This window comes from Actinoplanes sp. NPDC048988, from assembly GCF_043197815.1.
Lineage (GTDB): Bacteria > Actinomycetota > Actinomycetes > Mycobacteriales > Micromonosporaceae > Actinoplanes.
This window is the reverse complement of the sequence record NZ_JBICTW010000001.1, coordinates 1,108,611-1,134,970: the sequence shown is the minus strand read 5'-3', so window position 1 is coordinate 1,134,970 and position 26,360 is coordinate 1,108,611. Positions and strand designations below refer to the sequence as shown.

General features: G+C 70.9%; 25 protein-coding genes. 14 read left to right on the top strand and 11 right to left on the bottom strand.

Features of this window, described 5'->3' with window-relative positions; all coding sequences use genetic code 11:
- The first annotated feature begins 68 nt into the window (after positions 1-68).
- The 3 genes from ACGFJ7_RS05045 to ACGFJ7_RS05035 all read left to right on the top strand — a co-directional run bounded on the left by ACGFJ7_RS05045 (position 69) and on the right by ACGFJ7_RS05035 (position 2,076).
- Positions 69-449, top strand: a complete 381-nt coding sequence (locus tag ACGFJ7_RS05045) for a DUF742 domain-containing protein (protein WP_097318707.1) — start codon at positions 69-71, stop codon at positions 447-449.
- Between the two features lies 1 nt (position 450).
- On the top strand, positions 451-1,038 hold the full coding sequence (locus ACGFJ7_RS05040) for an ATP/GTP-binding protein (protein WP_203768488.1): 588 nt from the start codon (positions 451-453) through the stop codon (positions 1,036-1,038).
- A gap of 93 nt (positions 1,039-1,131) precedes the next feature.
- Entirely contained in the window at positions 1,132-2,076 is a 945-nt protein-coding gene (locus ACGFJ7_RS05035; protein WP_392641302.1) for an aminoglycoside phosphotransferase, read from the top strand.
- On the opposite strand, the gene ACGFJ7_RS05030 is transcribed toward ACGFJ7_RS05035, so the two are convergent.
- A complete protein-coding gene (locus ACGFJ7_RS05030) occupies positions 2,065-2,523 on the bottom strand; it encodes a DUF2000 domain-containing protein (protein ID WP_360246642.1) in 459 nt (152 codons plus the stop codon). The two genes, ACGFJ7_RS05035 and ACGFJ7_RS05030, sit on opposite strands and share 12 nt — an antisense overlap.
- 99 nt (positions 2,524-2,622) lie before the next feature.
- On the opposite strand from ACGFJ7_RS05030, the gene ACGFJ7_RS05025 reads away from it, so the two are divergent.
- The 3 genes from ACGFJ7_RS05025 (at position 2,623) to ACGFJ7_RS05015 (ending at position 4,387) form a co-directional block, all read left to right on the top strand.
- Complete coding sequence (locus tag ACGFJ7_RS05025) at positions 2,623-3,087, top strand: Lrp/AsnC family transcriptional regulator (protein ID WP_360246641.1); 465 nt, start codon at positions 2,623-2,625, stop codon at positions 3,085-3,087.
- Positions 3,088-3,105: 18 nt separating this feature from the next.
- Positions 3,106-3,753, top strand: coding sequence for a 4a-hydroxytetrahydrobiopterin dehydratase (locus ACGFJ7_RS05020; protein ID WP_392640956.1), 648 nt, complete (start codon positions 3,106-3,108; stop codon positions 3,751-3,753).
- A gap of 481 nt (positions 3,754-4,234) precedes the next feature.
- Entirely contained in the window at positions 4,235-4,387 is a 153-nt protein-coding gene (locus tag ACGFJ7_RS05015) for a hypothetical protein (RefSeq protein WP_392640954.1), read from the top strand.
- Positions 4,388-5,669: 1,282 nt separating this feature from the next.
- Here the strand turns inward: ACGFJ7_RS05015 and ACGFJ7_RS05010 are convergent.
- The 5 genes from ACGFJ7_RS05010 to deoC all read right to left on the bottom strand — a co-directional run bounded on the left by ACGFJ7_RS05010 (position 5,670) and on the right by deoC (position 12,231).
- A complete protein-coding gene (locus ACGFJ7_RS05010; protein ID WP_360246635.1) occupies positions 5,670-8,012 on the bottom strand; it encodes a transposase in 2,343 nt (780 codons plus the stop codon).
- Positions 8,013-8,083: 71 nt separating this feature from the next.
- Entirely contained in the window at positions 8,084-8,929 is an 846-nt protein-coding gene (locus ACGFJ7_RS05005) for a DNA primase (protein WP_360246633.1), read from the bottom strand.
- A 117-nt stretch (positions 8,930-9,046) separates the two neighbouring features.
- The gene (locus ACGFJ7_RS05000) at positions 9,047-9,862 is read right to left on the bottom strand and encodes an aldehyde dehydrogenase family protein (protein WP_360246631.1); all 816 of its coding nucleotides are present in this window, start codon (positions 9,860-9,862) and stop codon (positions 9,047-9,049) included.
- Positions 9,855-11,273, bottom strand: coding sequence for an aldehyde dehydrogenase family protein (locus tag ACGFJ7_RS04995; RefSeq protein ID WP_360246629.1), 1,419 nt, complete (start codon positions 11,271-11,273; stop codon positions 9,855-9,857). The genes ACGFJ7_RS05000 and ACGFJ7_RS04995 overlap by 8 nt, the downstream gene beginning before the upstream one ends.
- Positions 11,274-11,280: 7 nt before the next feature.
- Positions 11,281-12,231, bottom strand: a complete 951-nt coding sequence (gene deoC, locus ACGFJ7_RS04990; protein WP_360246627.1) for a deoxyribose-phosphate aldolase — start codon at positions 12,229-12,231, stop codon at positions 11,281-11,283.
- Positions 12,232-12,290: 59 nt separating this feature from the next.
- Here deoC and upp point away from each other — a divergent pair, with 59 nt between their 5' ends.
- Entirely contained in the window at positions 12,291-12,923 is a 633-nt protein-coding gene (gene upp, locus ACGFJ7_RS04985; RefSeq protein WP_360246625.1) for a uracil phosphoribosyltransferase, read from the top strand.
- A 494-nt stretch (positions 12,924-13,417) separates the two neighbouring features.
- Here upp and ACGFJ7_RS04980 read toward each other — a convergent pair whose 3' ends face one another.
- The gene (locus tag ACGFJ7_RS04980) at positions 13,418-13,906 is read right to left on the bottom strand and encodes an 8-oxo-dGTP diphosphatase (protein ID WP_360246623.1); all 489 of its coding nucleotides are present in this window, start codon (positions 13,904-13,906) and stop codon (positions 13,418-13,420) included.
- Positions 13,907-13,990: 84 nt separating this feature from the next.
- Here ACGFJ7_RS04980 and ACGFJ7_RS04975 point away from each other — a divergent pair, with 84 nt between their 5' ends.
- Positions 13,991-14,674: a GPP34 family phosphoprotein gene (locus ACGFJ7_RS04975; protein WP_360246621.1), complete on the top strand. Its 684-nt coding sequence runs from the start codon at positions 13,991-13,993 to the stop codon at positions 14,672-14,674.
- Between the two features lie 44 nt (positions 14,675-14,718).
- Here ACGFJ7_RS04975 and ACGFJ7_RS04970 read toward each other — a convergent pair whose 3' ends face one another.
- Positions 14,719-16,356, bottom strand: a complete 1,638-nt coding sequence (locus ACGFJ7_RS04970) for a phospho-sugar mutase (RefSeq protein WP_392640950.1) — start codon at positions 16,354-16,356, stop codon at positions 14,719-14,721.
- Positions 16,357-16,384: 28 nt separating this feature from the next.
- Positions 16,385-18,292: a protein kinase gene (locus ACGFJ7_RS04965; RefSeq protein WP_360246617.1), complete on the bottom strand. Its 1,908-nt coding sequence runs from the start codon at positions 18,290-18,292 to the stop codon at positions 16,385-16,387.
- A 205-nt stretch (positions 18,293-18,497) separates the two neighbouring features.
- Between ACGFJ7_RS04965 and ACGFJ7_RS04960 the strand changes: the two genes are divergently transcribed.
- On the top strand, positions 18,498-20,060 hold the full coding sequence (locus tag ACGFJ7_RS04960; protein ID WP_360246615.1) for a methylmalonyl-CoA mutase family protein: 1,563 nt from the start codon (positions 18,498-18,500) through the stop codon (positions 20,058-20,060).
- A 186-nt stretch (positions 20,061-20,246) separates the two neighbouring features.
- Entirely contained in the window at positions 20,247-21,503 is a 1,257-nt protein-coding gene (locus tag ACGFJ7_RS04955) for an amidohydrolase (protein ID WP_360246613.1), read from the top strand.
- Positions 21,504-21,513: 10 nt separating this feature from the next.
- Here the strand turns inward: ACGFJ7_RS04955 and ACGFJ7_RS04950 are convergent, their stop codons facing one another.
- Entirely contained in the window at positions 21,514-22,464 is a 951-nt protein-coding gene (locus ACGFJ7_RS04950) for a DUF4349 domain-containing protein (protein ID WP_360246611.1), read from the bottom strand.
- A 103-nt stretch (positions 22,465-22,567) separates the two neighbouring features.
- On the opposite strand from ACGFJ7_RS04950, the gene ACGFJ7_RS04945 reads away from it, so the two are divergent.
- The 4 genes from ACGFJ7_RS04945 (at position 22,568) to ACGFJ7_RS04930 (ending at position 25,895) form a co-directional block, all read left to right on the top strand.
- Entirely contained in the window at positions 22,568-23,185 is a 618-nt protein-coding gene (locus ACGFJ7_RS04945) for an MBL fold metallo-hydrolase (RefSeq protein WP_392640947.1), read from the top strand.
- Positions 23,186-23,190: 5 nt separating this feature from the next.
- Positions 23,191-24,087 (top strand): hypothetical protein, encoded by an 897-nt coding sequence (locus ACGFJ7_RS04940; RefSeq protein WP_360246607.1) that lies wholly within the window; start codon positions 23,191-23,193, stop codon positions 24,085-24,087.
- A 67-nt stretch (positions 24,088-24,154) separates the two neighbouring features.
- Positions 24,155-24,892, top strand: a complete 738-nt coding sequence (locus ACGFJ7_RS04935; protein WP_360246605.1) for a hypothetical protein — start codon at positions 24,155-24,157, stop codon at positions 24,890-24,892.
- A gap of 46 nt (positions 24,893-24,938) precedes the next feature.
- Positions 24,939-25,895: a GNAT family N-acetyltransferase gene (locus ACGFJ7_RS04930; protein ID WP_360246603.1), complete on the top strand. Its 957-nt coding sequence runs from the start codon at positions 24,939-24,941 to the stop codon at positions 25,893-25,895.
- On the opposite strand, the gene ACGFJ7_RS04925 is transcribed toward ACGFJ7_RS04930, so the two are convergent.
- Positions 25,888-26,352 (bottom strand): gamma-glutamylcyclotransferase family protein, encoded by a 465-nt coding sequence (locus ACGFJ7_RS04925; protein ID WP_360246601.1) that lies wholly within the window; start codon positions 26,350-26,352, stop codon positions 25,888-25,890. The genes ACGFJ7_RS04930 and ACGFJ7_RS04925 overlap by 8 nt on opposite strands.
- Between the last annotated feature and the right edge of the window lie 8 nt (positions 26,353-26,360).

Genomic DNA, 26,360 nt, shown 5'->3' with positions numbered 1-26,360 from the left:
GGCCGCTGTTCAAAGCTTTGACAACAAGAGACACTTCTAAGAGTTCGAGGAAGGGGTGAGCGGTGACAATGCCCGAACGCGATGAGCCGACCGGCGCACTAGTCAGACCGTACGCCGTGACCCGCGGTCGGACCCGGCCGAAGCTTGAGATAGCGCTGGAAGCGCTGGTCGAGACAACCGTCCGCGGGCGTTCAGGAATGTCCCGCGGCGGGCAGGGTGGAAGCGAGCATCAGTACATCGCGGCGATGTGCGACGGCGGCCGTGTTCAGTCGCTCGCCGAGATCGCCGCACGCATGCAACTGCCGCTCGGTGTGGCTCGTGTCATCGTCGCCGACATGGCCCATGACGGCCTGGTCTCGGTGTACGAGCCCACCTCGCTGGAAGACGAGACCGACGCGGTAGGCACGGAACTGCTGGAAAGGGTGCTGAGTGGACTTCGCAGGCTCTGACATGTCGCCCCGTCCCTCCGCGGGACGGGTTACATCGGCGAAGATTGTCATCGCCGGTGGGTTCGGCGTTGGCAAGACGACGCTCGTCGGGTCGGTCTCGGAGATCACCCCGCTGACGACCGAGGCCATCATGACCTCGGCCGGCGTGGGTGTCGACGACAACCGGCAGGTGCCGGGCAAGATGACGACCACCGTCGCCATGGACTTCGGCCGGATCAGCATCGACCGCGACCTGATCCTCTACCTGTTCGGTACCCCTGGCCAGACGCGGTTCTGGTTCATGTGGGACGAGCTGGTCCGGGGCGCGATCGGTGCCGTCGTCATGGTCGACACGCGTCGGCTCGCCGACTGCTTCGCCGCCATCGACTTCTTCGAACATCGCCGCCTGCCGTACCTGGTGGCGATCAACTGCTTCGACGGCATGCAGTATCACAACGCTCAGGACGTTCGGGACGCGCTGGCGATCTCGAGTGACGTCCCGGTGGTGAGCTGCGACGCCCGCAACCGTGAGTCGACGAAAAACGTCCTCATCTCCCTCGTGGAGTATGTGCTGACGATGCGTCGCTCGCGCGCGGTAGCGCCCGCCTGACGATCGGTTGAAGCCCCGCTCCGCGAGTCGGAGCGGGGCTTCTGCATGCTCGAATTCGGTTGTGGCGCAGCCCGGCAGCGGCGATGATCGTCGATCGTGCGTACCTTCCTCACGCTTCCTGACGTGTCCGATGTGGTGGCCGGAGCCCTGGGCCGCCCGCCGGTCGAGCTCGACCGGCTGACCGGAGGCACGACCAAGGGCGTCTACCGGCTGCGGCTCGGCGACGGCGCCACGGCGATCCTGTACGCGTGGGCGGACGCCGAGAACTATTGGCCGCCGGCGGTGAACGTGCCGGACGATCCATTCACGAACGCCATCGGGCCGAACCTGTTCGCGACCAACCACGCGGCACTGTCGGCCGCAGGTGTCCGCGTACCCCACCTGCTGTGGCTTGACCGGGACGCCGGGCTGGCGATCGTCGAGGACGCGGGCACCGAGACGCTCGAGGCGCTGATGGAGCGCGACCCGGCGGCGGCCGCGGCGCCGCTGGCCGAGCTCGGCGATGCGCTGCGGCGGATGCACACCACCACCCGAACCGCCTGGGGGCGGCTCGCCGAGCTCACCGACGCGCGTCCGGCGCACGACGTCATCCTGGACCGGGCGCTGAGCCATCTCCGGCTGACGGCGCCCCGGGACGGCCGCCTGGCGGTGGCGGCGCCGCGGATCGAGGAGCATCTGCGCCGACTGCACACGGCGGTGCGGCCCCGCGCGGTGTACGGGCTGCTGCACGGCGAACTCGGGCCCGACCACGTGCTGATCGGGCCGGCCGGGGAACCGGTCATCATCGACATCGAGGGGCTGACGTATTTCGACGTCGAGTGGGAGCACGCCTTCCTGCAACTGCGCTTCGAATCCTCGTACGGCCGGTTGAAGCCTGTCGAACTTGACCTTGATCGTCTCGAGTTCTACCGGTACGCGCAGGTCCTGGCGCTGATCGAGGGGCCGCTGCGGATCGCCGAGACCGACTTTCCCGAGCGCGACTGGATGCTCGAGCTGGCCGAATGGAACATCGGGAAGGCGCTCGACCTACCCGAGTAGCGGCAACCTGCCGACGATCTTGTCGAGCGGGTTGCGGGGGCCGACGATGCTGACCGCGTAGTAGTCGAGGCTTTCGGCCGGGGACTCCTTCACGGCGTCGAGGTACTCGGTGTAGACACGCGTGTGCTGGGCCGCGGCCGGCATGTCGGCCACGAAGAAATCATCGCGGGCGGCGGCCTTACGGCGGATCGTCCGCAGGGCATCCGCGTCGGCGGCCAGCACAGTGCAGCCCAGCCACGGCAGCCCCGGATGGGTGCCGCCGTCGGCGTCCACCGCGTCGTCGCCGAGCAGCCCGGCCACGGCCTGCGAGGTGGCGGCGGCCGTGCAGATCGCCGCGTTGGCCGCGCGGCCCGGCGCCAGGCCGGCGTCGACCACCACGACCCACTTGAGACGGGCCGCGCGGGTGGGCGCGGTCTGGTCGATCTCCTCGGCGCTGAATCCGATCATCACTTCGTCCGTTCTTCTGCCGGTTGTTCTAGGGAAAGGCTAGGCAGGTATAAGGTCAGTCGACAATCAATCCGTACTAATCTCGGAAAGAGGTCCGTAATGGCGGATCTGGACGAACTTGATACGGCGATCCTCAGCGCGTTGCAGTCGGATGCACGGAAGACGAACCGGGAGGTCGCCGCGGCTGTCGGCGTCTCGGCCACCACCGCCCTCGACCGCACCCGGGCGCTGCGCCGCCGCGGCGTCATCCGCGGCGCCATCCTCGACGTCGACCTGCCGGCCATCGGCCGCCCGGTGCAGGCCCTCATCGCCGTCCGCATCCGCCCGCCGTCCCGGCGCAACATCGAGGCGTTCCGGGAATGGGTCAGCGCCCTGCCCGACACGCTCGGCGTCTACGTGACGACCGGCAACGAAGACTTCATCGTGCACGTGGCGGTCCCGGACAACGACAGCCTGTACGCGTTCGTCATCGACCGGCTCACCGAACGGCCCGAGGTCGCCGACGTACGCACGTCGATCGTTTACGAGCACATCCGCAACAACCGGATCGCGCCGGCGAGCTGATGGCGGCAGCATGAGGGAATGACTGTGCTGAACGGTAGGCAGATCGCGGAGGAGAAGCTCGACGGCTGGGTCTACGTGCCGGGCGGCTTGCAGACCCGCATCCATACCGGCGACTTCGCGACCGGGCTGAAGATCGTGAACGCCATCGGCGAGGTCGCCGAGCGCATGAACCACCACCCGGACGTCACCTTGCGCTACACCGAGGTGGACGTGAGGCTGACCAGCCACGACGCCCACGGTGTGACCCAGCGCGACGTCCGCCTGGCCCGCGCCGTCTCGTCGATCGTCTCAGGCGCCGGTGTCCGCATGGAGAGCGCGAGCGTCTCCCGTCTGGAGTGGGCTCTGGACTCGCCCGCATACGGCTCGGTGCGCCCGTTCTGGGCCGCCATCATGGCCATGGAGACCCCGGAGGGCCAGGAGGACCTGGTGGACCCGGCCGACGTGCACCCGGCCATCTGGTTCCAGGAGTCCGGCCCCGAGGAGCCCCGCCAGCGTTGGCATCCCGACATCTGGCTCGAGCCGACCCAGGTCCAGCCCCGTATCGACGCCGCCGTAGCCGCCGGCGGCACCTTGGTCAGCGACGCCGCAGCCCCGTCTTTCTGGGTCCTGGCCGACCCAGAGGGCAACCGCGTCTGCCTGTGCACATGGCAGGACCGCCGAAGCTGAAAGCGGCCGCCCTCAATGCAAACGAACACGCGTCGACAAAATCCGCTCTCCTTAACTGGTTAATTGCCCTCAACTGCCCACGACTCTTTGTGGATCCCTCATCTGAGAAAGCCGCTGCGATTCGTTCAGGCGGCGGCTTTACCAAAGCCGCAGATCCGCCGCCACCGATGATGGCGTGCCGATACGCGCAACATGACAAACGCGCACCAAAATGCTCGATCCGAATGGTCCCCGCCGCCGCCCGCGGTTAAGACGAAAGGCGACCCGCGCCGATCCACACCGCCCGGCGTATCCGACCCGCGACCCCACGGCCGGCCGCACCACCGTCTCAGGCTGGCTGCCGCTCCGGCCCGGGCTCCCGCCCCGTGCAGCGCCGCCGTCCTGGGCTGCGTTGCCGTGCTGGGCCGCGCTGCCGTGCTGGGCCGGGCCGCCGTGTTGGGCTGGGCTGTCGTGTTGGGCTGGGCTGTCGTGCTGGGCCGCGGTGTCCTGCTGGGCTGGGCTGTCGTGCTGGGCCGCGCTGGGCTGCGGTGTCGTGCTGGGCCGGGCCGCCGTGCTGGGCTGCGGTGTCGTGCTGGGCCGCGCTGCCGTGCTGGGCTGGGCAGCCGATTCAGGCTGTGTCACCACCTCAGGCTGAGGCGCCGCCGCACGCTGAGCTGTAGGAAGGGCTGCCTCTGCTTCGGCGGCCGGTTGGGGCTGCGTGGCCTTGCCGACGGGGGCCGTCACATCTGCCTCAGCCGTGTGCTTCCGAGAGCGCGCTGGCTCTGCGCGCGGTCGGCCTTCCCGGCGAGCCGTGGCTGTCGGCTCGTCGACCGACCCGCCTGCGGGACGCACACACGTGAGCCCTTCGTCCCAGATCAACGGCGGTATCCGTTCGAACGAGTCATGCAAACCCAGCTCGCCGCATTCGCGGGAACAGCCGTGCAGTCGACACAGCTTCAACGCATGACGCTGCTTGAGTCCCCACCGTCGCCGCTTCGCATGATCGCGCCGGAAGCGCACCATGTCCGGCGAGTGACTGGGCACCCCAGTCCAATCCCGCATAGCCGCGATTTCCGACCTAGAAAAGAACCCCAACTGTGCCATGAACCATTATCCCGTACCCGGAAGATCATAAACAAAGGAACTGTCATGCCAATCGCAAAGGATCGGAGGTGGCTGGGAGATCAATTATTGGGTGCGTGCAACGCGCATTATCATGTCGCAGGTAAATGCGCGGTTAATGCCGTGATCGGTGATGTTCCGGTGGTACCCACCTATTGTCGTGGAGCGGTCCAAGGTCACGCCGGCCCCTGTGGACAAGTCGGCGGCCTGTGGACAGCCGAAGCCGTCGGGCAGGCACGATGCGGGGGTCGTCGGCCGCGGGGCGCGAGACCTCGGCGGGCCGGCTGAGGCGATTGCGGGGAGAGTCGGGCGCGAGGCGTGAACGCGACGGCCGGGGCGGGTCAGGCGATCGCTGGGAAAGGCAGGATGTCGAGCGGACAGCGCCGCGAGGCGCAACCACCATCAGATCGAGGGCGCCCGGCGATGGTGGGGCGTAAGACGCCGCCAGATCACGTGCACGGCGATCATGGGGTAGAAGACGACGCCAGCTCGAGGTTGCATAGCGGTGGCGGGGCGCAAGGCGCCGCCGGCTCGTGTTTGCGGGGCGGTGGCGGGGCGTAAGACGGTGCTGGCTCGTGTTTGCGGAGCGGTGGCGGGCGTAAGACGACGCCAGCTTGAGGTTGCGGAGCGGTGGCGGGGCGTAAGACGGCGCTAGCTCGAGGTTGCGGAGCGGTGGCGGGGCGCAAGGCGCCGCTGGCTCGTGGCCGCGAGGCGCGCGTAGGGCGCAAAGCGCCTCTAGCGCAGGGTCGTGGGGTCAGGGCAGAAACGCAGCGGCCGGCGGTCGGGTGGGACCCGAGCGCCGGCCGTTTGGCGTGTCAGCGGGAGCCGTAGCCCGCGTTGTCGTTGCGGAACTCGTTGTCCTCGCCCTGGCCGCCGTCGCGGGTGAAGTCCCAGCCGCCGGCGGACTCGCGGCCCGGGCGACCGCCCATGGCGAAGCCGCCGATCTCCTGGCCGCGGCGCCAACCGCGGAAGTAGCCCGTCGTGTGGGCGGCGATGCTGGCCGCGTCGCGGACGATGCGCAGCGGGCGCTCCTCGCGCAGCGGGGAACCCGGGACCAGGTTGGCCTGGGGGACCCGCTTCGGGAGGCCGGCCGACGTCTCGGCCGCCACCGCGGGGGTGGCTGCCTTTTCGGCGGCGCGCCAACCCGTGTCGTTCGGGTTGGTCCAGTCGAGTTTGTCGGTCTGCTCGGTGTGGCCGGTGAACCAGGCCGACCTCGCCTGGGCGAAGATCAGCAGGTCGCCGTCGTTGCTGTCGGCCGGGACCGGCGGGGCGATGCTGCGGTCGAGCGCCGTCAGGGTCGAGCCGGCCGCCGTGCCGGTGGGGACGACGCGGCGGGCCGCGTTGCGGCGGGCGGCCTCCCCCTCGACCAGGCGCAGCGCGGGCGGCTCGGTCACCGCGGGCAGGTCGGTCACCGTCGCGTCGAGGCTGTTGCCGGTGTCGACCAGGCGCAGGGCCGGCGGCTCCTTGGGCATGTCCTGCCAGGGCGGGCGCACCCGGCCGTCGGCCGGCGGGGAGCTCGTCGAGGCGGCCGGGATGGTCGCCGTGTCGTCGGCGCCGGTGTTCAGCAGCGGCCAGTTGGCCCGCGAGCCGGGCTCGGCCTCGGGACCGCCCGGGCGCTGGGCCGGCATGGGCAGCGAGTAGTCGGTCGCGCTGTTGTTGGCCGGTGCCGGCGAGGCCGGGCGGGCCGTCGTGGTCGGGCGCGGCGGGATGACCGTGCGCTGGCGCTCGGCGCGGGCGTTGTTGATCGCCGCGTTGGTGAGTGTGGCCCGGAAGGGCTGCCCGGTCTCGGCCGGCGTGGGTGCCCCCGAGGAGGGCGCTGAGGCGCCTGGCGAAACCGGGAACGAGGAACCCGGGCCGGAGGCGGCAGGGAAGGACGGCAGCGACGGTGACGTCGGGGCCGACGGCGACGAGGTGGGGGCCACCGGGTTGCGGGAGCCGGGCACGGGGCGCGAGCCCGGCGTGATCGGCGTCATGCCCGGCGGGGGCGGCGGTGTGGAGATCGGGCGGTTGCCGGGACCGGAGACCGGGCGGCTGCTCGGGGCGGGCGCCCGGTTCGGGAACGCGGCGGCCGGTGCTGACGGGCGCGGGGCGACCGGCGAGGGCGCCAGCGGCGGCGGCCCGATCGGGTCGGGGGCGACCGGCGGTGCGGTGAGCGGCTGGGGCGAGGCCGGGCCGCTGCCGGTGGAGGCCGGCTCGGGGCGGCCGCGGCGGCCGAAGGCGGCCACCGACTGGAGCGAGGCCGGCTCGGCGGTGCGGCGGGCGGCTCGGCGGCCGGCGTCGGCCGGGGGCGTGCTGCGGGCGGCGATGGTGCCGATCAGGGACGCGCAGGCGGCATCGCAGGCGCGGACCGCGGCGACGGCCTGGCGGACCGTCTCGCCGGCGGCCGGGGCGAGCGACTTGTTGATGCCACCCCGGCGCGGCGACTCGCTGATCGCGACGTGCAGCGCGGTGACGGCGGCGATGATCTCGTCCTCGGTGCCGGCGCCGGCCCGGGTGAGCTCGGCCGCGACCTGCTCGGCGGCGCGCTCGGAGTCGCCCTGCCCGGTGAGCCGGCCGGGCTCGGGCAGCGCGTCGAGCACGGCCAGTGCCAGCGGGTGGGACGGGTCGGGGTACGCCCGCAGGGCCGCCGGGTAGAGCTCGCGCAGAACCTCGCGCAGCGCCGTGGCCGAGGCGTGCCGGCCGTTGAGCAGCGCGACGTGCGCGGCCAGGACCGGCTTGTAGCTGATCAGCTCGCGCGAGACCGGCATGCCGCTCGCGGTGAGCGCGCCCGCCTGCAGCGCCCGGGCCAGGCCGACCGCCCGCCGGGCGGCGGGCGGGGCCTGCATCTCCTCGACGGAGTCGTCGTCGGCGAAGCGCTCGGCGAAGTCGTCGGTGGTGTCGTCGTCGGCCACGACCAGCGGCCGGCCGGCCGCGGTGAGAAGTGACGTCACCAGGTGATCGTCGCTGTCGGCGGCGACCGCGGCGTCGGTGAATCCACTCGTCCGTTCCACGAGCAGCGATCCGAGCTCGGCGTAACCGCCGGGATCGTCGCCGATCTCGTGGACGCCGAGCAGTCGTCCTGCGTCGTCAACCACGGCGATGGTCAGCTGCGGGGCCGAGACCCCACGTACCGATTCATCAGCCGACGCCAGACCGCAGTACACGCGCACGAGCGCCACGGCGTCGTCCTCCCTCCCCGGGACTTCCCATTGCTGTTTGTGGCCAAGGACTGATGCTCCCTGGTGAGGGGTCAGTCGCGCCAGTCCACAGCGGCAGAGATCTTGCCGATTACCGAGCGCCAGCCCAGACTTGCCTGTTGTGCACCGATTTTCTTCAATCGGCGACGACCGAAGAATCCGCCCATACCACCGCTTTCCGCGGAACGGAGTGACTCGTCCAGGTCATCGAGGGGCGAGCCCGGCGACAGTGCCAGGATCACCGGCTTGAGCCGGAGCGCGTGACCCAGGTCGCGGGCCACCTCGCCGGCGGCGATGAGCAGTGGAAGATCCCACGTGTCGTGCCCGCCGCGCAGGTTTTCCACCACGAGGTCGAGCTCGTAGCGGTCGTCCGGCTGCGGGTCGATGTCCGTCGACTGTACCCGGTCGGCCAGGGTGGCCCAGGAGTCGAGTTGTGCGAGGTCGTGCGGAGCACCCGAACGAATGAAGGAGACCAGCGACTCGGGCGTCTTGAAGGCGAGCAGCCGGCCCTTGTGGCTCAAGAAGAGGGGGACCTCTTCGTCCTCCGCCTGGGCGGTCTCCTCGTCCTCGAAGTCGGCCGGGTCGGGCTCGTCGGCGTCGGCCGCGGCCTTGTCGTCCTCGGCCAGCAGAGCCTGGAACTCCTCGTCGACGATGACTTCCTCGTCGTCGTCCTCGGCCGCGGCGGCGCGCTTGCGCGAGTCGAACACGTCGTCCTCTTCCACACCGGCCTCGGTCGGGGTGATCTCAGAGGACTTGCGGTACGCGCGGAGGGTGATGCCGACACCGGCGGGCAGCGCGATCTCGACCGGCTCGATGCCGACCTCTTCCCACAGCTGAGCGCCGGAGGCCCCGTCAGTGGAGGCGGTCTTCGCCTCGGGCTCGTCGGACTGGCTGGCCACGGTGACCTCCGCGTTGATCGGGCTGTGGGACGGTGAGTCTGCCGACACACCCTAATGGGCGCGCCTGGGCGCTGACTGACCGTCCCCCGCACTTTCGAGATGACCGTTTATCAACGATCAGAAACCTTTCGGGTGCCACACCGTCTTGGTCTCGAGCAGAGCGGTCATCGGGCCCACCCCGGGGTCGGCTGTCCAATCCGGTGACGAGGGCCGCACCACCCGTTTGAGGGTGCCGGCGGCGGCGCGTTCGAGCTCGGTCGCGAGCTCGGCGTCGTCGACGCCGGAGAGGTCGATCGCGTTGACGTCGTCGTGCGAGGCGAGCCACGGCGCGATCTCGGCGGCGTGTCCGGTCAGGACGTTCACCACCCCGCCCGGCACGTCGGAGGTCGCGAACACCTCGGCCAGGGTGACGGCGGCCTGCGGGTTGGCGGCGATCACCACCACCGTGTTGCCGGTGACCACGGCCGGCGCGATCACGCTGACCAGGCCGAGCAGCGACGACGGGGCGACCACGGCGACGACGCCGGTGGGCTCGGGGGCCGAGATGTTGAAGAACGGCCCGGCCACCGGGTTGGCGCCGCCGGCCACCTGGGCGATCTTGTCGGACCAGCCCGCGTACCAGACCCAGCGGTCGACCGCGGCGTCCACCTCGGCGCCCTTGACACCCAGGGCCTTGAACTCGGCCCGGCGCGCCTCGAGCATCTCGGCGACGCGATAGAGGACCTGACCTCGGTTGTACGCCGTGGCGCCGGCCCACTTGGGCTGGGCGGCCCGGGCCGCCACCACCGCGTCCCGGGCGTCCTTACGGGAGGCGAGGGAGACGTTGTCGCCGTCCACCAGATAGGTCCGTCCTGATTCGCTGCGCGGGAACTTCCCGCCCACGTACAGCTTGTAGGTCTTGCGCACGGAGAGGCGCACCGATGACTCAGGCAAGGTACGCCTCCAGGCCGTGACGGCCGCCCTCGCGGCCGTACCCCGATTCCTTGTAGCCGCCGAACGGCGACGTGGGGTCGAACTTGTTGAACGTGTTGGCCCAGACCACACCGGCCCGCAGCTTGTCGGCCACGGCCAGGATCCGGGAACCCTTGTCGCTCCACACGCCGGCCGACAACCCGTACGGCGTGTTGTTGGCCTTTTCGATCGCCTCGGCCGGGGTGCGGAAGGTCAGCACCGACAGCACCGGTCCGAAGATCTCCTCGCGGGCGATCCGGTGGGCCTGGGTGACGCCCGTGAAGATCGTCGGCGCGAACCAGAAGCCCCGGTCGGGCAGCGAACACTCCGGCGACCAGCGCTCGGCGCCCTCACTGGCCCCAATTTCCGACAATTCAGTAATGCGCGCCAGCTGAGCCGCGGAGTTGATCGCGCCGACGTCGGTGTTCTTGTCGAGCGGGTCGCCGACACGCAGCGTGGACATGCGGCGCTTGAGCGAGTCGAGCAATTCCTCGGCGATCGATTCCTGTACGAGCAGTCGCGAGCCCGCGCAGCACACGTGGCCCTGGTTGAAGAAGATGCCGTTGACGATGCCCTCGACGGCCTGGTCGATCGGCGCGTCGTCGAAGACGATGTTGGCCGCCTTGCCGCCGAGCTCGAGCGTGAGCTTCTTGCCGGTGCCGGCCACCGAGCGGGCGATGGCCCGGCCGACCTCGGTCGAGCCGGTGAACGCGACCTTGTTGACGTCGGGGTGTTCGACCAGGTAGCGCCCGGTGTCGCCGGCGCCCGTGACGATGTTGACCACGCCCGGCGGCAGCTCGGCCTGGCGGCAGATGTCGGCGAAGAAGAGCGCGGAGAGCGGGGTCGTCTCGGCCGGCTTGAGCACCACGGTGTTGCCGGTGGCCAGCGCCGGAGCGATCTTCCAGGCCAGCATCATCAGCGGGAAGTTCCACGGGATGACCTGGCCGGCCACGCCGAGCGGGCGCGGGTCGGGGCCGAAGCCGGCGTACTTCAGCTTGTCGGCCCAGCCCGCGTAGTAGAAGAAGTGGGCGGCGACCAGCGGCAGGTCGACGTCGCGCGACTCCTTGATCGGCTTGCCGTTGTCGAGCGACTCGAGGACGGCCAGCTCGCGGGAACGCTCCTGGATGATCCGCGCGATGCGGAACAGGTACTTGGCGCGCTCCGAACCGGGCAGCGCCGACCAGCTCTCGAAGGCGCGCCGGGCGGCCGCGACGGCGCGGTCGACGTCTTCCGGCCCGGCCAGGGCGACCTCGGAGAGGACCTCCTCGTTGGCCGGGTTGACCGTCTTGAAGGTGTCCTTGGCCTCGCTGAACGCGCCGTCGATGAACAGCCCGTAGGACGGGGCGATGGAGACGACCGAGCGGGACTCGGGCGCGGGGGCGTACTCGAACATGGCCACCTCAGTCCAGGGTGAAGTAATCCGGACCGGCGTAATGGCCGGTGGTGAGCTTGGTGCGCTGCATCAGCAGGTCGTTGAGCAGCGAGGACGCGCCGAAGCGGAACCAGTCGGGGTCGAGCCAGTCGTCGCCCACGGTCTCGTTGATCATCACGAGGTACTTGATGGCGTCCTTGGTCGTACGGATGCCCCCGGCGGGCTTGACGCCGACCTGGCGCCCGTACCGGGCGCGGAAGTCACGCACCGCCTCGAGCATGATCAGCGTGACCGGCAGGGTCGCCGCCACCGGGACCTTGCCGGTCGAGGTCTTGATGAAGTCGGCACCGGCCAGCATGGCCAGCCAGGAGGCGCGGCGCACGTTGTCGTACGTCGCCAGTTCGCCCGTCTCGAGGATGACCTTGAGGTGGGCCGAGCCGCACGCCTCCTTGACCGCGACGATCTCGTCGAAGACCTTGCCGTAGTCGCCGGCCAGGAACGCGCCCCGGCTGATCACCATGTCGATCTCGTCGGCGCCGGCCGCCACCGCGTCGCGCGTGTCGGCCAGCTTGACGTCCAGCGGCGCCTGGCCGGACGGGAACGCGGTGGCCACGCTGGCCAGGTGGACGCCGCTGCCGGCGAGCACCTCGGCCGCGTACGGAACCATGGCCGGATAAACGCAGACGGCCGCCACCGCGGGGCAGCTGGAGTCGGAGGGGTCGGGCCGCAGGGCCTTGGCCGAGAGGGCCCGCACCTTGCCCGGGGTGTCCGCGCCCTCGAGCGTGGTCAGGTCGACCATGCGGATGGCCAGGTCGATGGCGTGGGCCTTGGCGGTCGTCTTCACCGATCGGGTGCCGAGCGCCGCCGCCCTGGCCTCGACGCCCACCTTGTCGACGCCGGGCAGTCCGTGCAGGAAAGTCCGGAGATCAGAGGCGGAATCGGGCAGGCCGGACAGCCTTGACGTCGCTGTCGCAGTCATGAAAGGGATTCTACGCGGGCCCCCGACAGTTGATCTTGAATGACCGGTAGGTTGTGCCCGTGGACGTACTCGTTGTAGATCACCCGCTCGCCCAGACCCGGCTCACCGCGATGCGCAAAGCGGACACCGACTCGGGGGTCTTCCGGGCGTCCCTGCACGAGCTGACCACCATGGTCGTGTACGAGGCGGCCCGCTCCTTCGCCACCGAGAAATACCCGATCGACACGCCGGTCGCGCCCACCGAGGGCACCCGGCTGGCCAACCCGCCGCTGATCGTCCCGGTCCTGCGCGCCGGCCTCGGCATGGCCGACTCGGCGCTGGCCCTGCTGCCCGAGTCGTCGATGGGCTTCGTGGGGCTGGCCCGCGACGAGAAGACGTACGAGCCGCGGGCGTACATGGAATCGCTGCCGGGCGACCTGTCGGGACAGCCGGTGCTGGTCCTCGACCCGATGCTGGCCACCGGCGGCTCCCTGCTGCACTGCTGCCAGCTGCTGGTCGACCGCGGCTGCACCGACGTGATCATCTGCTGCGTGCTCGCGGCTCCTGAGGGGGTTGCGGCGCTCGAGGCCTCGGGGCTGCCGCTGCGGCTGGTCACGGCCTCGATCGACCAGGGCCTGAACGAGAAGAAGTACATCGTCCCGGGCCTGGGAGACGCCGGCGACCGACAGTTCGGCGGCATGCGCCGCTTCTAGACGAGTAAGTCCTGATCCGGGTGAGTGGTCGTCGGCGACTGCTGACCTGATCAGGTCTGACGAGTGGGTTCGAGTAGGTGTTTCACCGGGGTGTGGGGTTCGATCGCGGTAAGACGGGCGCAGCAACCGAGTGAGTAGCCGCGGATCTTCCTCCAGGGCGACGGCCAGGACGTGCCTGAGCTACAGCCATGGTCAGCAGTTCGGCGTCGGAAACGTTGGGACTTAGCCGCCGGGTCCGGGCTCGTCGGCGATCGAATGGCTGTCGCGGCCGCGTACCAGCCGCCATCGTCGCGGCCGGCCGGTCTTCCTGACGCCGGCGGATCAGCTGTCGAGCCAGACCGTGGCGTGTCAGAGCCGCAGCACCGTGGAGGCGGGGCATGCCCAGCAGCGGCGCGAGCCGGCGTGGTCCCCGTGTGAGCGGGGTGCGGTTCACGCTGCTGAGCTGGCTGGCCTCACTTCACCTCATTGCGGGCGAAGTGCGACTTTGGTTGCGGTTAGAGCGACGTGTACGACCAGCTCAGGGCCTTGCCGGAGGAGAAGGGCATGACACCGTGGAAGACGGTGGGGGAAGCGGCGAAGACCAGCGGCAGGAAGTGGCGGTCGGACTCCCACATCGGGATTCGGCCGGCCAGCACGTCGGCCACGGGGATCCAGTGCAGGCTGCCCTCGTCGTTGGAGGGCAGGGGGGTGCCGGTCCACGTCGGAATCCGGAAGATGAAGCCGAACCAGTTGGCGCCGTTGCGGCCGAAGCCGGGCCACGAGATGGTTCCGGCCAGCTCGACTGAGGTGGCGACGAGGCCGGACTCCTCCTTGAGTTCGCGGCGCATGCCGGAGACGACGTCCTCGTCCGGGTCGAGCTTGCCGCCCAGGCCGTTGTACTTGCCGTAGTGGAGGTCGTCGGGGCGGGTGTCACGACGGATCATGAGCACCTCGTCGCCGGCGGGGGACAGTACGTAGCCGAGGGTTGCGATGATTGCCTGCACGAGCGCGACTCTATAAGGAAGCAACCGGGATATAACCGTCCTGACGATCGGTCTGCGTGACTGGGGACACTATCGTTTCGAGCCATGACCTCCATCGCGCTCGCCGAGGAACTGCTACTCCTCGCGTACGACGACCAGACCGGCAAGGCGACCGGATCCCGCATCGGGCTCGACCTCGGCATGGCCGCGGCTGTGCTGGTCGATCTCGCCTTGGCGGGACGTGTCGCGTACGTGGACGGGTACCTCAAAGTCATCGACAACCGGCCGATCGGCGACCCCATCGCCGACGCCGTCCTCGCCAAGGCCGCCGAGGACGAGCCGCACACCCCGGCCCAGTGGCTGCAGCGGCTGCGGCACCGCCTGCGGACCCGGGTGCTCGAGGACCTGTGCGCCCGCGGCGTCGTCCAGGACGTCGACGAGACCCAGCAGGGCTTCATCCACGTGCACCGCTACCCGACGACCGACCCCGCCTTCGAGGCCGAGATCCGGGGCCGGCTGGCCAAGGCGCTGACCACCGACGGCCCGACCGACGAGCGGACCGCCGCCCTGGCCACGCTGCTCGTGGCGACCCGCATGGAGCCGGCCCTGCGCCTGCCCGCCGAGCAGGCGGCCCAGGCGCACGAGCGTCTGGAGCAGATCGCCGCCGGCGCCGGCTTCTCGGGCAGCGCCAACCTGGAGGACTCGATCGTCCGCCCGTCCGTCGCCCTCGTGGTGGCGACGCTGGGCCGGGCCATCACGGCCGCTCTCGGCGCTCCCAAGCCGGCATGACGGGTGACGCCGGGCGCGCGTGAAAAGGCGCGCCCGGCGAAATCTCAGACGCCCAGCGCGGCGGCGATCTCCTGCCGCAAGGTGACCAGGGAAGACGCGGCGCGGGTGCGGGCCGCGGTCAGGTCACCCTCGCCGGTCGGCTCGACCACTTCGAGGTACGCCTTGAGCTTGGGTTCGGTGCCTGACGGGCGGATCACCGCGCGCGCCGACTCCGTGCGGAAGGTGAGCACGTTGTTGGCCGTGTCATCGGTTGTGGCCACCGGGGCGCCGAGCAGGGTCGCCGGCGGCGCGCTGCGGGCGCGTCGCATCGCCACCCCGATCTCGGCCAGGTCGTCGACCCGGACCGAGAGCTGGTCGGTGGCGTGCACCCCGAACTCGGCGGCCAGCTCGTCGAGCCGGTCGGCCAGGGTGCGCCCTTCGGCCTTGAGCCCGGCGGCCAGCTCGGCCACCGTGAGGGCGGCCGTAATGCCGTCCTTGTCCCGCACGAGCGACGGGGCGACGCAGTAACCGAGCGCCTCCTCGTATCCGTAGGCCAGGTCCTCGGCGGCCCGCACGATCCATTTGAAGCCGGTCAGCGTCTCCGCGTACGGCACGCCCCGGGCCGCGCACAGGCGGCCCAGCAGCTGCGAGGAGACGATCGTGGTGGCGTACGTCCCGGGGACGCCCCGCCGGATGAGGTAGTCACCGAGCAGCACGCCCAGCTCGTCGCCGCGCAGCGGCCGCCACCCGCCGCCGGCGGTGGGGACGGCCACCGCGCACCGGTCGGCGTCCGGGTCGTTGGCGATGGCCAGGTCGGCCCCGGTGCCCTGGGCGAGCGCGAGCAGCAGGGCCATCGCCCCCGGCTCCTCCGGGTTGGGGAAGGCGACGGTGGGGAACTCGGGGTCGGGTTCGGCCTGCTCGGCCACGACGGCCGGGGCCGGGAAGCCGGCCGCCGCGAAGGCGGCCCGGAACGTGCCGCCGCCCACCCCGTGCATCGGGGTGTAGGCGATCGCGAGGTCCCGGGGGCCGCCCTCGCTGAGGGTGGCGGCGGCGCTCCGGGCGTACCCCTCAATCGTCTTGTCCTCGATCAGCGTGCCCGGACCGCCCAGCGGGACCTCGGACAGGGGCCCGACGGCCCGGATGGCCGCCTCGATGCCGGCGTCGGCCGGCGGGACGATCTGCGCGCCGTCGCCGGCCGGACCGCCGAGCCCGCGGCCCAGATAGACCTTGTAGCCGTTGTCCTGCGGCGGATTGTGGCTCGCGGTCACCATCACCCCGGCCACCGCGTCCAGGGCCCGCACGGCGTACGCCAGGACGGGCGTCGGCAGCGTCCCGGGCATCAGCAGGGCCTCCCGCCCGGCGCCGGTCGCGACGCGGGCGGTCTGCTCGGCGAACTCGCGGGAGCCGTGCCGGGCGTCGTACCCGATCACCAGCGGCCCCTCGCCGCCCTGCTCGGCCAGCCAGGTGACCAGGCCGGCCGCGGCCCGGGTGACGACCGCGAGGTTCATCCCGTTCGGCCCGGCCCGTAGGCGACCGCGCAGCCCGGCCGTGCCGAAGGTGAGCGGGCCGGCGAACCGGTCGCTCAGCTCGGCGGCGGTGCCGGGCAGGCCGTCGATGAGCCGGGTCAGCTCGGCGCGGGTGGCCGGGTCGGGGTCGTCCGCCAGCCAGGTCTCCGCGAGGGATCGCAGTTCGTCAGGTGCCATCCAGACTTGATAGCACGACAGCGGATCGTCAGGCGGAGCCCAGGGCGTACGACTTGATCATCTGGTCGAAGATCGGCTTGCTGGTCTCGAACTGCGATTCCTTGGTGGTCAGGTAGAACGAGTACGCCTTGCCGCCGGAGACCACCGCGCCCCAGAGGCCGTGCCGGCCCTCCGCGCCGCTGCCGCACTTGTACTCCAGCACCGCGCCGTCCCGGCCGGAGATCTTGGTCTCGGTGAGACCGACCCGGCTGTACGGCGTGGTGCAGGACGTCGTGCCCTTCTTCAGGTTGCTCTCGGCCACACCCAGGAACGAGGTCGGCGTGCCCTTCGATTTCTCGATCAGGATGCGGACCTTGCGCTTGGCGTCCTGCGGGTCGGCGTAGTCGACCCAGCTTCCGGCGGCCTTGCGGGTCCAGCCGGCGGGCACCAGCACGCTGATGCCGCGGTCCTTGTACGCCTGCGTGGCGAAGGTCGGCGCGACGTTCTCGACCGCCGACGGCGGCGCGGCCGCCGGGGTCTTGTCGTCCCCGCCGCCGCCGGTCAGCGAGAAGACCAGGACCAGCAGGAGTACGACACCGAGGGCTCCGCCGCCGGCGATGAGCTGCTTCTGCCGCGGCCAGCCCTTGACCGTGGTGACCGCGCGACCGGTGACCTGCTTGGCGGTGCCCACGGCGTTGTCGATCATCGCCTTGCGCTTGGCCGCCGGGCTCTGCACGACAGTGCCGCCGGCCATCGGCTCGCGGGCCGCGCGGGCGCCGTTCCACGCCTCGCGGGGCGGCAGAACGCTCGTCGTGTCGCCGGTGGGCCGCGGCGGCGGCGCCTGCATGGTGCCGGTCGGCGGGAGCTCGCCCGGGCCGCCGCGGCGGGCCGGCGCGGTGTTCTCCTGCTGGAGCTTGGCCAGGTGGTCGGTGAGCGAGTCGCCCGGCGACAGCATGGCCCGGCCACCGATCTGGCCGCTCGGCTGGGGCGGGATCGGCTGGGTCTCGGCCGGCGCCGCCGGCGGGCGCGGCGAGGGGACGACCGAGTAGGGGTCGGTCATCATGTGCGGCGGGCTCTTGCTGGCCAGCGGGCCGGCCAGTTGCTGACGCAGCATCGTGCGCGCGGTCAGCACGTCCATCCGCCGGGCCGGGTCCTTTTCGAGCAGGCCCATCAGCACGGGGGTGAGCGATCCGGCCCGCACGGCCGGGGCCGGCGGGTCCTCGACCACCGCGTGCATGGTCTCGATCGGGTCGCCCTTGTCGAACGGGGGCCGGCCCTCGACCGCGGTGTAGAGCGTGACGCCGAGCGAGAACAGGTCGCTCGGCGGGCCGAACTCGCTGCCCATGGCCCGCTCGGGCGAGATGAAGTGCGGCGAGCCGAGCACCATGCCGGGCGTGGTCAGCTGCACGTCGGTCGGCATCCGGGCCACGCCGAAGTCGGTCAGCACGCAGCGGCCGTCGGAGCAGATCAGCACGTTGGCCGGCTTGACGTCGCGGTGCAGCACGCCGTGCGCGTGGGCCACCTCGAGGGCGCCGAGCAGCGCGATACCGATCTTGGCGACGACGCGGGGCGTGACCGGCCCGTCCTCGATCACCATGTCGGCCAGGCTGCGCGCGTCGAGCAGCTCCATCACGATCCAGGGACGGCCGTTCTCGTGCACGACGTCGTAGACCTGCACGACCGCCGGGTGCTGCAGGGCGGCGGCCGCGCGCGCCTCGCGCATGGTCCGCTCGTACATCGCGTCGCGGTCGCTGGGGGCGAGACCGGGCGGGAGGATGACCTCCTTGATCGCCACGTCACGGCGCAGCAGCGTGTCCGCCGCGCGCCAGACCGTGCCCATGCCACCGTGGCCCACAGCGGCACGGAGTGTGTACCGCCCGCCGATGAGCGTGCCAGGGGCTGCGCGTCCGCTGGTGGGAGCCGTGTTGCCGCCGCTCCACGTCGGAATCTGAGTCACTGAGGATGCCACCGAGGGGGTCTAGGGGCCGTCGACCAACCCCGCCATCTTGCCGGGTTCGCACCCCTAATTGAAAGTCGCGGGGCTCGTGTTTACCTGAACTCGACGGTAGGTGACGGGGAAATCGCATTCGGTGGACGGATTCGGACGCTGAGTGCAAAAGTCCTCACTCGTTCGCATTGAACGAAGCCTTAGGATCACCGGTGTGAACGCGGAGTCGGGATTCGAGATCAAGCCGGTTTACCGTCCGGGCGACGTCGGCGACGCTCCGATCGGCGAGCCCGGCGAGTTTCCGTACACGCGGGGTGTCTATCCCACGATGTACACCAAGCGCCCCTGGACCATGCGGCAGTACGCGGGCTTCGGCACCGCGGCCGAGTCGAACGCGCGCTACCACCAGCTGCTCGCGGCCGGCACCATGGGCCTGTCGGTGGCCTTCGACCTGCCCACCCAGATGGGTTACGACTCGGACGAGCCGATCGCGCACGGCGAGGTCGGCAAGGTCGGGGTGGCGATCGACTCCATCGACGACATGCGGCGGCTCTTCGACAAGATCCCGCTCGACCAGGTGTCCACCTCGATGACGATCAACGCGCCGGGCTCGGTGCTGTTGCTCCTTTATCAACTGGTCGCCGAGGAGCAGGGCGTCGAAGGTTCGGCCCTGCAGGGCACGATCCAGAACGACATCCTCAAGGAGTACATCGCCCGCGGCACGTACATTTTCCCGCCGAAACCCTCGTTGCGGCTGGTCGCCGACACTTTCGCGTACTGCCGTAAAGAGATCCCGAAGTGGAACACGATCTCGATCTCCGGCTATCACATGGCCGAGGCCGGCGCGTCGCCCGCTCAGGAGATCGCTTTCACCCTCGCCAACGGCATGGAGTACGTCCGGGCGGCGCTCGCCGCCGGCCTGGCCGTCGACGATTTCGCGCCTCGGCTGTCGTTCTTCTTCGTCGCCCGCACCACCCTGCTCGAGGAGATCGCCAAGTTCCGGGCCGCCCGCCGCATGTGGGCCCGGATCATGCGCGACGAGTTCGGCGCCAAGGACCCGAAATCGCTGATGCTGCGATTCCACACGCAGACGGCCGGTGTGCAGCTCACCGCCCAGCAGCCCGAGGTCAACCTCGTGCGGGTGGCGATCCAGGCGCTCGGCGCGGTCGCCGGCGGCACCCAGTCGCTGCACACCAACGCGTACGACGAGGCCATCGCCCTGCCGACCGAGAAATCGGCCCGGCTCGCCCTGCGCACCCAGCAGGTGCTGGCCTACGAGAGCGGACTGACCGGCACGGTCGACCCGTTCGCCGGCTCGTACGCCATCGAGGCGCTCACCGACGAGGTGGAGAAACAGGCCACCGAGCTGATCGACCGGGTCTTCTCGTACGGGTCCGCGGTGGACGCGATCGAGCAGGGCTTCCAGAAACAGGAGATCGAGACGTCGGCGTACCGCATCGCCAACGAGATCGACAACGGCGAGCGGGTGGTGGTGGGCGTCAACCGGTTCGTCGCCGACACCGAGGAGCGGTACGAGCCGCTGCGGGTCGACCCGGCGATCGAGGCGGCCCAGGTGGCCCGGCTGGCCACGCTGCGGGCGGAACGCGACAGTGTGGCGGTCGAGACAGCCCTGGCGGATTTGGCGAAGGCCGCCGGTGGGAACGACAACGTCCTACCGTTGATGAAAGAGGCGTTGCGTCTTCGTGCCACAGTGGGCGAGGTATGCCACACCTTGCGCGGCGTGTGGGGGGTCTACCGCCCCGTCGAGCGCTTCTGACGGCTCTCATCCCGTGATCCGGGCTGAATCGTCGGGTCGCAGCCGTTGAACCGCGTCACCTCAACGGTCCGTAACCGTTTGTAGGCGTGTGCGGGAAAGGCGTTGCACAGCGTTACGTAAAACGGTCTAAGCTGTCGCGCGTCATAAAAACCCGGCAAAAACTTCACTAGTGATACGGAAGCCGACGTGACTACTGCTCTGACGGAGCCCGAAGGGGCCCAGACGGAGTGGCCCGGGCCGTTGCCCGGTGCCGAGCCCCTGCCCGGCCAGCTCGACCGCTGGCTCGCCTCCCGCGGCGCGGAGCTCGTAGCGATTCGACGGCACATTCACGCCCACCCCGAACCCTCCTATCGCGAGTTCGAGACGGCGGCGCTGGTCGCCCGCGAGCTGGCCGTGGCCGGCCTCTCGCCCCAGCTGCTGCCCGACCGCAACGGCGTCATCTGCGACATCGGCCAGGGCGACCGGGTGATCGCGTTCCGGGCCGATCTCGACGCGCTGCCGTTGCAGGACCTCAAGGACGTGCCGTACCGCTCGACAGTGCCCAACGTGGCCCACGCCTGCGGCCACGACGTGCACACCACCGTCATGCTCGGCCTCGGCCTGGCCCTCGCCCAGCTCGACGAGCGCGGCCAGCTGCCCGGCCGGGTCCGGCTGATCTTCCAGCCGGCCGAGGAGTCGGTGCCCTCCGGCGCGCCGCACGTGATCGCCGCCGGTGGCCTCAAGGACGTGGCCGCGATCTACGCCCTGCACTGCTACCCGCAGCTGCCGGCCGGCCTGGTCGGCGTCCGCTCGGGCCCGTTCACCGCGGCCGCCGACATGATCGACGTCAAGGTCACCGGCCCCGGCGGGCACACCGCCCGGCCGCACCTCACGGCCGACCTGGTGCACGCGCTCGGCCGGATCATCGTCGACGTGCCGTCGCTGCTGAGCCGCCGCATCGACCCGCGGGCCGGAGTGTCCATGGTGTGGGGCTCGGTGCACGCGGGCGAGGCGCCCAACGCCATCCCCGGCGTCGGCGAGGCCCGCGGCACGGTGCGCATCCTCAACCGGGACGCCTGGCGCCAGGCCCCCGAGCTGATCACCCAGCTGATCCAGGACGTGGTGGCGCCGACCGGGGCCCACGTCGAGGTGGGTTATCACCGCGGCGTTCCGCCGGTGATCAACGACCGGATGGCGGCGGCCGTGATCGCCGGGGCGGCCGGCGCCGCTCTCGGCGCCGACCGGGTGGTCGAGGCCGAGATCAGCATGGGTGGCGAGGACTTCGCCTTCTACCTCGACCACGTGCCGGGCGCGATGATCCGGCTCGGCACCGCCCGCCCCGGCTCGGACGAGAAGCACGACCTGCACCAGGGCGACTTCGACGTGGACGAGAACTGCATCGGCTACGGCATCCGCGTCATGGCCCACACCGCCCTCGCCGCCCTGGCGACCGGCGCGTTCTGAGCCGGAGCCGTCAGTCTTTTTCGGCCGGCGCCGGGGCCGGGGTTGCCAACGCCGCGGACGCCGGCCCGGTCGGCCGGCGCCGCAGCCGCCGGACCGCGTACAGGACAGCCCACGCCGGCAGGCCGATGGCGATCACCCACGGCAGCAGGGCGCCGAGCACGGTCAGTAGCACCCTCAGCGACGCCAGCAGCGCGTCCCACCCGGCGCCGAGCCCGGCCAGAAAGCCCGGCGGGTCGTCGTCGGCTCCGGCCACCGGGTCGGCGTCCGGGTCGAGGAAGGTGACGGTGATCGTGGAGAGCGCGGTCAGGTCGGCCAGGTTGCGCTTCTTGGCCTGCAACGACGCCAGGTCGGACTCGCGGGTGGCCACCTCGCGCTCCAGCATGACCAGGTCGTCCAGCGACTTGGCCTGAGCCAGCAGCTTGCGGCCGCTGTCCACCCGGGCCTGCTGCACGGCGATCCGCGCGTCCAGGTCGACGACCGCCTCGGTGACGTCCTCGGTGCTGATCTGGCGCTGCTCCTCGTCGCCGAGCTTGGCCAGCTGGTCGACGACCTGACCGAACTTGGCGGCCGGGATGCGCAGCTCGAGGGTGGCGCTGCCGGCGCCCGAGCCGCTGGTGCGGTTGTCGCCGCCGACGAAGCCGCCGGCCGTGGTGGCGATGCCGGTGGCCTGCCCGGCGGCGGCGTTGACGTCCTTCACCCGTACCGAAAGAGACCCTCGGTAAATGATCGAGCGTTGCTCGACGCGCAGGTCGGGCGCCTGCGCGGTGGTGTCCTGGCCCTGGGCCGGCGCGGCCTCTCCCTTGGCCTGGTCCGGCGCCTGGTTGGGCGCCGCCGCCGGAGCCTGGGCGGCGCCGCTGGTGCTCTGCGAATCGCTGGAATCGGCGCTGCATCCGGCGACCAGAAGGCCGGTGATCAGGACGGTCGCCGCGAGATATGTCTTCCGGTTACGGATAGCACGCATAGTGTGTCTCCCTGTCCCCGCTAGAGATGTGGGTTTGGGACGTGCGGCACCGCCTTCACGGTTCCGGCAGACTGGTCACGAATCGGCGGCGACGGAGGGTCCCATGCGCATCACCAAGTTCGGGCATTCCTGCCTTCGCGTCGAGGGCGAGGGCGTCCTCGTCATCGACCCGGGCAACTTCAGCGAGCGGTCCGCGGTCGACGGGGCGGACGCGGTACTGATCACCCACGAGCATCCCGACCACGTCGATCACGAGACCATCGCGTCGGTGTCGCGGATCTACGCCCACCCCGCGGTGCTGGCGACGCTGACCAGCTTCCGGGGCGAGACGGTCGCGGTCGAGCCGGGTCAGCGTCTGGAGGTCGCCGGCTATCAGGTCACGGCCCACGGCGGGCAGCACGCGGTGATCCACCCGGACATCCCGCGGATCGTCAACCTGGCCTATCTGGTCGCCGACGCGAACACGAACCTCTACCACCCGGGTGACTCGTTCACCGTGCCGGTGGACACGACGGTGGACACGCTGTTCGCGCCGATCAATGCTCCGTGGATGAGGGCGTCGGAGTCGATCGACTTCATCCGGGCCGTCCGGCCCGGACGGGCGTTCGCGCTGCACGACGGTCTGCTCAACGCGAACGGCCGGAAGATCTACGGCGGCCTCTCGGAGAGGCTGTCCGGCACGGCGTGGGCGCACGTGGCACCCGGCACGGTCATCGACTGACTTACATGAGCACAGCCACCGAGGAACTGATCCAGCGGTTGTACGAGGCGCCGCCGGAAGGCTTCGTGGCGGCCCGCACGGCCGCGGTCGAGGACGCCCGCAAGGCCGGGGACAAGGCCACCGCCAAGCGGCTGGCCGCGCTCAAGAAGCCGACAGTGGCCGCGTGGGTGGTCAACCTGCTCGCGCTGCGCCGCCCGGAGCTGGTCGAGGAACTGGCCGACCTGGCCACCGCGCTGCGCGAGGCCCAGCGGGGCCTGGACGGCGACGCGCTGCGGGAGTTGACCGCCCAGCGCCGGCAGGTGGTGTCGGCTCTGGTCAACGCGGCCGGCAAGCTGGCCCGGGCCGAGGAGCCGGGCCTCAAGCTGCCGCTGGGCGAGGTGGAGGCCACGCTGACGGCGGCCATGGCCGAGCCGGAGGTCGCGGCCCAGGTGCGTACCGGCCGGTTGATCCGGGCCGCCACCTACGCCGGCTTCGGCGAGGTGCCCCGCCCCCGCCTCCGTCTGGTCACCGACGTGCCGGACGAGGACGACGACGAGGCCGAGGTCATCGAGCTTCCGCAGCCGTCGGCGCGGGAGCGGGCGGCCGAGGAGCGCCGCCGCCGTGAGCGGGAGCAGCGCAAGCGGGAGCTCCGCCGACGGTTGGGCACGGCCCAGTCGGCCGAGCGCCGGGCCGACGAGCAGCTCGAGAAGGCCGAGGGCGCGGAACGTGACGCTGGTCACGTCGTGGAGGACCTGGACGCCGAGCTGGCGGAACTGGAACGCCGGCGTACCGAAGCGCAGGCCGAGGTCGCCCGCCGCAAGCAGGCTCGTCGCGACGCCGAACGGGCCGCCGCGGCGGCCCGGCGCGAGGTCGGCGACGTCCAGGCCGCCTTGGAGGATCTTGAAGCTGACGAGTCGGATTGATCCGTTTGGCCGCCCCAAGCGGGAAGATTATTTTCCGAAACGGTCCGAGGAGAGCAGAATCGGGCGGGTGACCCCCGAACAGGCTGCCGCCACTGCCAAAACGGGACTCGCCACCATCGTGGGCGCCTTTGCCGAGTCGCCGCAGACACTTCGCCGGGCCCGCCTGCTCGGCCTTTCCGGCTGGGCCTACCACGTATCGGCGCGCGCCGGCGCGCTCGGTGACGTCCGCCCGGAGACCGTCGCCGCCGCCATCGGCTTCATCGCGCCCGAGGCCGTCATCGACGGCTGGGAGGCGACCGCCAAGACCTCCGCGCCCATGGAGGTGGCCACCTGGCACCTGCACGAGCTCTGCACCTGGGGCGCCGAGCAGCTCGGTGGCTTCCCCCGGCTCGGACGGCTGCACGAGCTGACCCACCGGGTGGTGAGCGCCGTCGACTACGCCGGGTTGCCGCTGTTCGCCGCCTGGCGAGCCATGCCGGTGCCCGAACAGAGCGCCGGCGCCCAGGCCGCGGTGCTGCTGCACCTGCTGCACGAGCACCGGCTCGGCGTGCACCTGGTGGCCGTGCGGGCCAGCGGGCTCACCCCGCTCCAGGCGATCATCGCCGGGCCCGAGGGGGAGACCGGCGCCGTCGCGTTCGGCTGGCAGCCGCCCTACCCGCCGGCCGGCCCGATCGTGCGCCGGCTCATGTGGGCCGACTCGGTGGCCGACGCGATGGCCGGCCAGGCCTACGCGTCGCTCGACCTCGCCGAGCGGGTCGAGCTCATCGGCCTGCTGGAGTCGCTGCGGCACCGCCTCGCCCCGTGACGTAATTCGATGGCCCGCCGCGGGCGCCTCGTGGTCGGATGCTCCGATGACCGAGCTTCCCGACGGCTGGAGCCTGCGCCGGCCCACCCTCGACGACGTGCCCGCGATCCTCGAGCTCGTGCACGCCAGCGACATCGCCGCCCTCGGCTACCCCGACTTCAGCGCCGAGGAGGTGCGCGAGTCGCTCACCGAGCCGAACACCGACATGGCCCGCGACGTCTGGCTCGCGCTCGACCCGGGCGGCAAGGTCGTCGGCTGGGCCTTCCCGGTGAACGCGGCCGGTATCGACCGCGACTTCGTCGAGGTCTACGTCTGGCCCGAGCTCGGCCGGCCGGCCATGGTGCCGCTGCTCGAGATCATCCTGGCCCGGGCGGCCGAGCGGGCGGTCGAGTTCGGCCACAGCCCGTACGAGGTGCGAGCCGGCGCCGTGCCGACCGAGGAGCCCTACATCCAGGCGCTGCTCGACCACGGCTTCACGTTCCTCAAGCAGCACGCCCGCATGCAGATGTCGCTCGACGGGGTGCCGCACACCGCGCCCGAGCCGCCCGAGGGCGTCATCGTCCGCCTGGTCCGCCCGGACGACGACGCCGACATGCGCGCCGTGCACAGCGTGATCAGCGAGGCGTTCCTCGACTCCGACCACCGGACGGCCGACTACGACGCGTGGCGCAAGATCCTCGACGAGGAGCCGGTGCACGTGTACGACGAGTGGTTCGTGGCCGAGGTCGACGGCCGGGTCGTGGGCGCGCTGGAGTCGTCGGCCGACAGCGGCGACGCGCACGACGAGGGCTGGGTGAAAAGGCTCGGAGTGCTCTCCTCGTACCGCAAGCGGGGTCTGGGAGAGACGCTGCTGCGCCATGCCTTCGCCGTGTACGCGCGCAAGGGTTACGCCAAGGCGGGACTGGGCGTCGACCTGGCCAATCCGACCCAGGCCGCGCGCCTCTATCTCGCCGTCGGCATGAAGCCGCTGTACGAGGCGAACGTCTACCGCAAGGTCATTTAGCTTCCGGCGGCGGCGTGCTGGTGGGCCGCTGCCGAAGCTCGGCGACGTAGTCGTCGGGGGCGCCGGCCTTCTCGGCCGCGTTGGCGATCTCGGAGAGATACCACGCGGTCGGCAGGCCGCCCTCGTAACCGGCGAACACGTACACCCAGGCGCTGAACTCACCCTCGAGCGTCGAAACACGCACGGTGACCTTTTGATACGCCTCGGCGGTCACGCCCTCGACCTCGTCGAGCTGCGCGGCGTCCCAGGGGTGGACGTCGTAGAGCGAGACGAAGACCCGGTCGCCGGGCGACTCGACGATCGTGGTGACCGCCCCCTCCCAGCCTAATTCCCCCTCACCGGCGAAGGTCAGGCGCCAGCCTTCTATCCACCCCACGCCCACCATGGGCGAGTGCGGACAGTAGGCCCGCATGCGGGCGGGGTCGAGGTTCGAGCCATACGCGGCGTAATGACGCACGGCGATGA

Coding starts and splice junctions, on each gene's coding strand:
- ACGFJ7_RS05040 (WP_203768488.1), top strand. CDS start 451: ATGTCGCCCCGTCCCTCCGCGGGACGGGTTACATCGGCGAAGATTGTC.
- ACGFJ7_RS04950 (WP_360246611.1), bottom strand. CDS start 22,464: ATGCGTGCTATCCGTAACCGGAAGACATATCTCGCGGCGACCGTCCTG.
- deoC (WP_360246627.1), bottom strand. CDS start 12,231: ATGACTGCGACAGCGACGTCAAGGCTGTCCGGCCTGCCCGATTCCGCC.
- ACGFJ7_RS04970 (WP_392640950.1), bottom strand. CDS start 16,356: ATGGCACCTGACGAACTGCGATCCCTCGCGGAGACCTGGCTGGCGGAC.
- ACGFJ7_RS04995 (WP_360246629.1), bottom strand. CDS start 11,273: ATGTTCGAGTACGCCCCCGCGCCCGAGTCCCGCTCGGTCGTCTCCATC.
- ACGFJ7_RS05025 (WP_360246641.1), top strand. CDS start 2,623: ATGGCGGATCTGGACGAACTTGATACGGCGATCCTCAGCGCGTTGCAG.
- ACGFJ7_RS04930 (WP_360246603.1), top strand. CDS start 24,939: ATGACCGAGCTTCCCGACGGCTGGAGCCTGCGCCGGCCCACCCTCGAC.
- ACGFJ7_RS05030 (WP_360246642.1), bottom strand. CDS start 2,523: ATGATCGGATTCAGCGCCGAGGAGATCGACCAGACCGCGCCCACCCGC.
- ACGFJ7_RS05045 (WP_097318707.1), top strand. CDS start 69: ATGCCCGAACGCGATGAGCCGACCGGCGCACTAGTCAGACCGTACGCC.
- ACGFJ7_RS04940 (WP_360246607.1), top strand. CDS start 23,191: ATGAGCACAGCCACCGAGGAACTGATCCAGCGGTTGTACGAGGCGCCG.
- ACGFJ7_RS04945 (WP_392640947.1), top strand. CDS start 22,568: ATGCGCATCACCAAGTTCGGGCATTCCTGCCTTCGCGTCGAGGGCGAG.
- ACGFJ7_RS05020 (WP_392640956.1), top strand. CDS start 3,106: ATGACTGTGCTGAACGGTAGGCAGATCGCGGAGGAGAAGCTCGACGGC.
- ACGFJ7_RS04975 (WP_360246621.1), top strand. CDS start 13,991: ATGACCTCCATCGCGCTCGCCGAGGAACTGCTACTCCTCGCGTACGAC.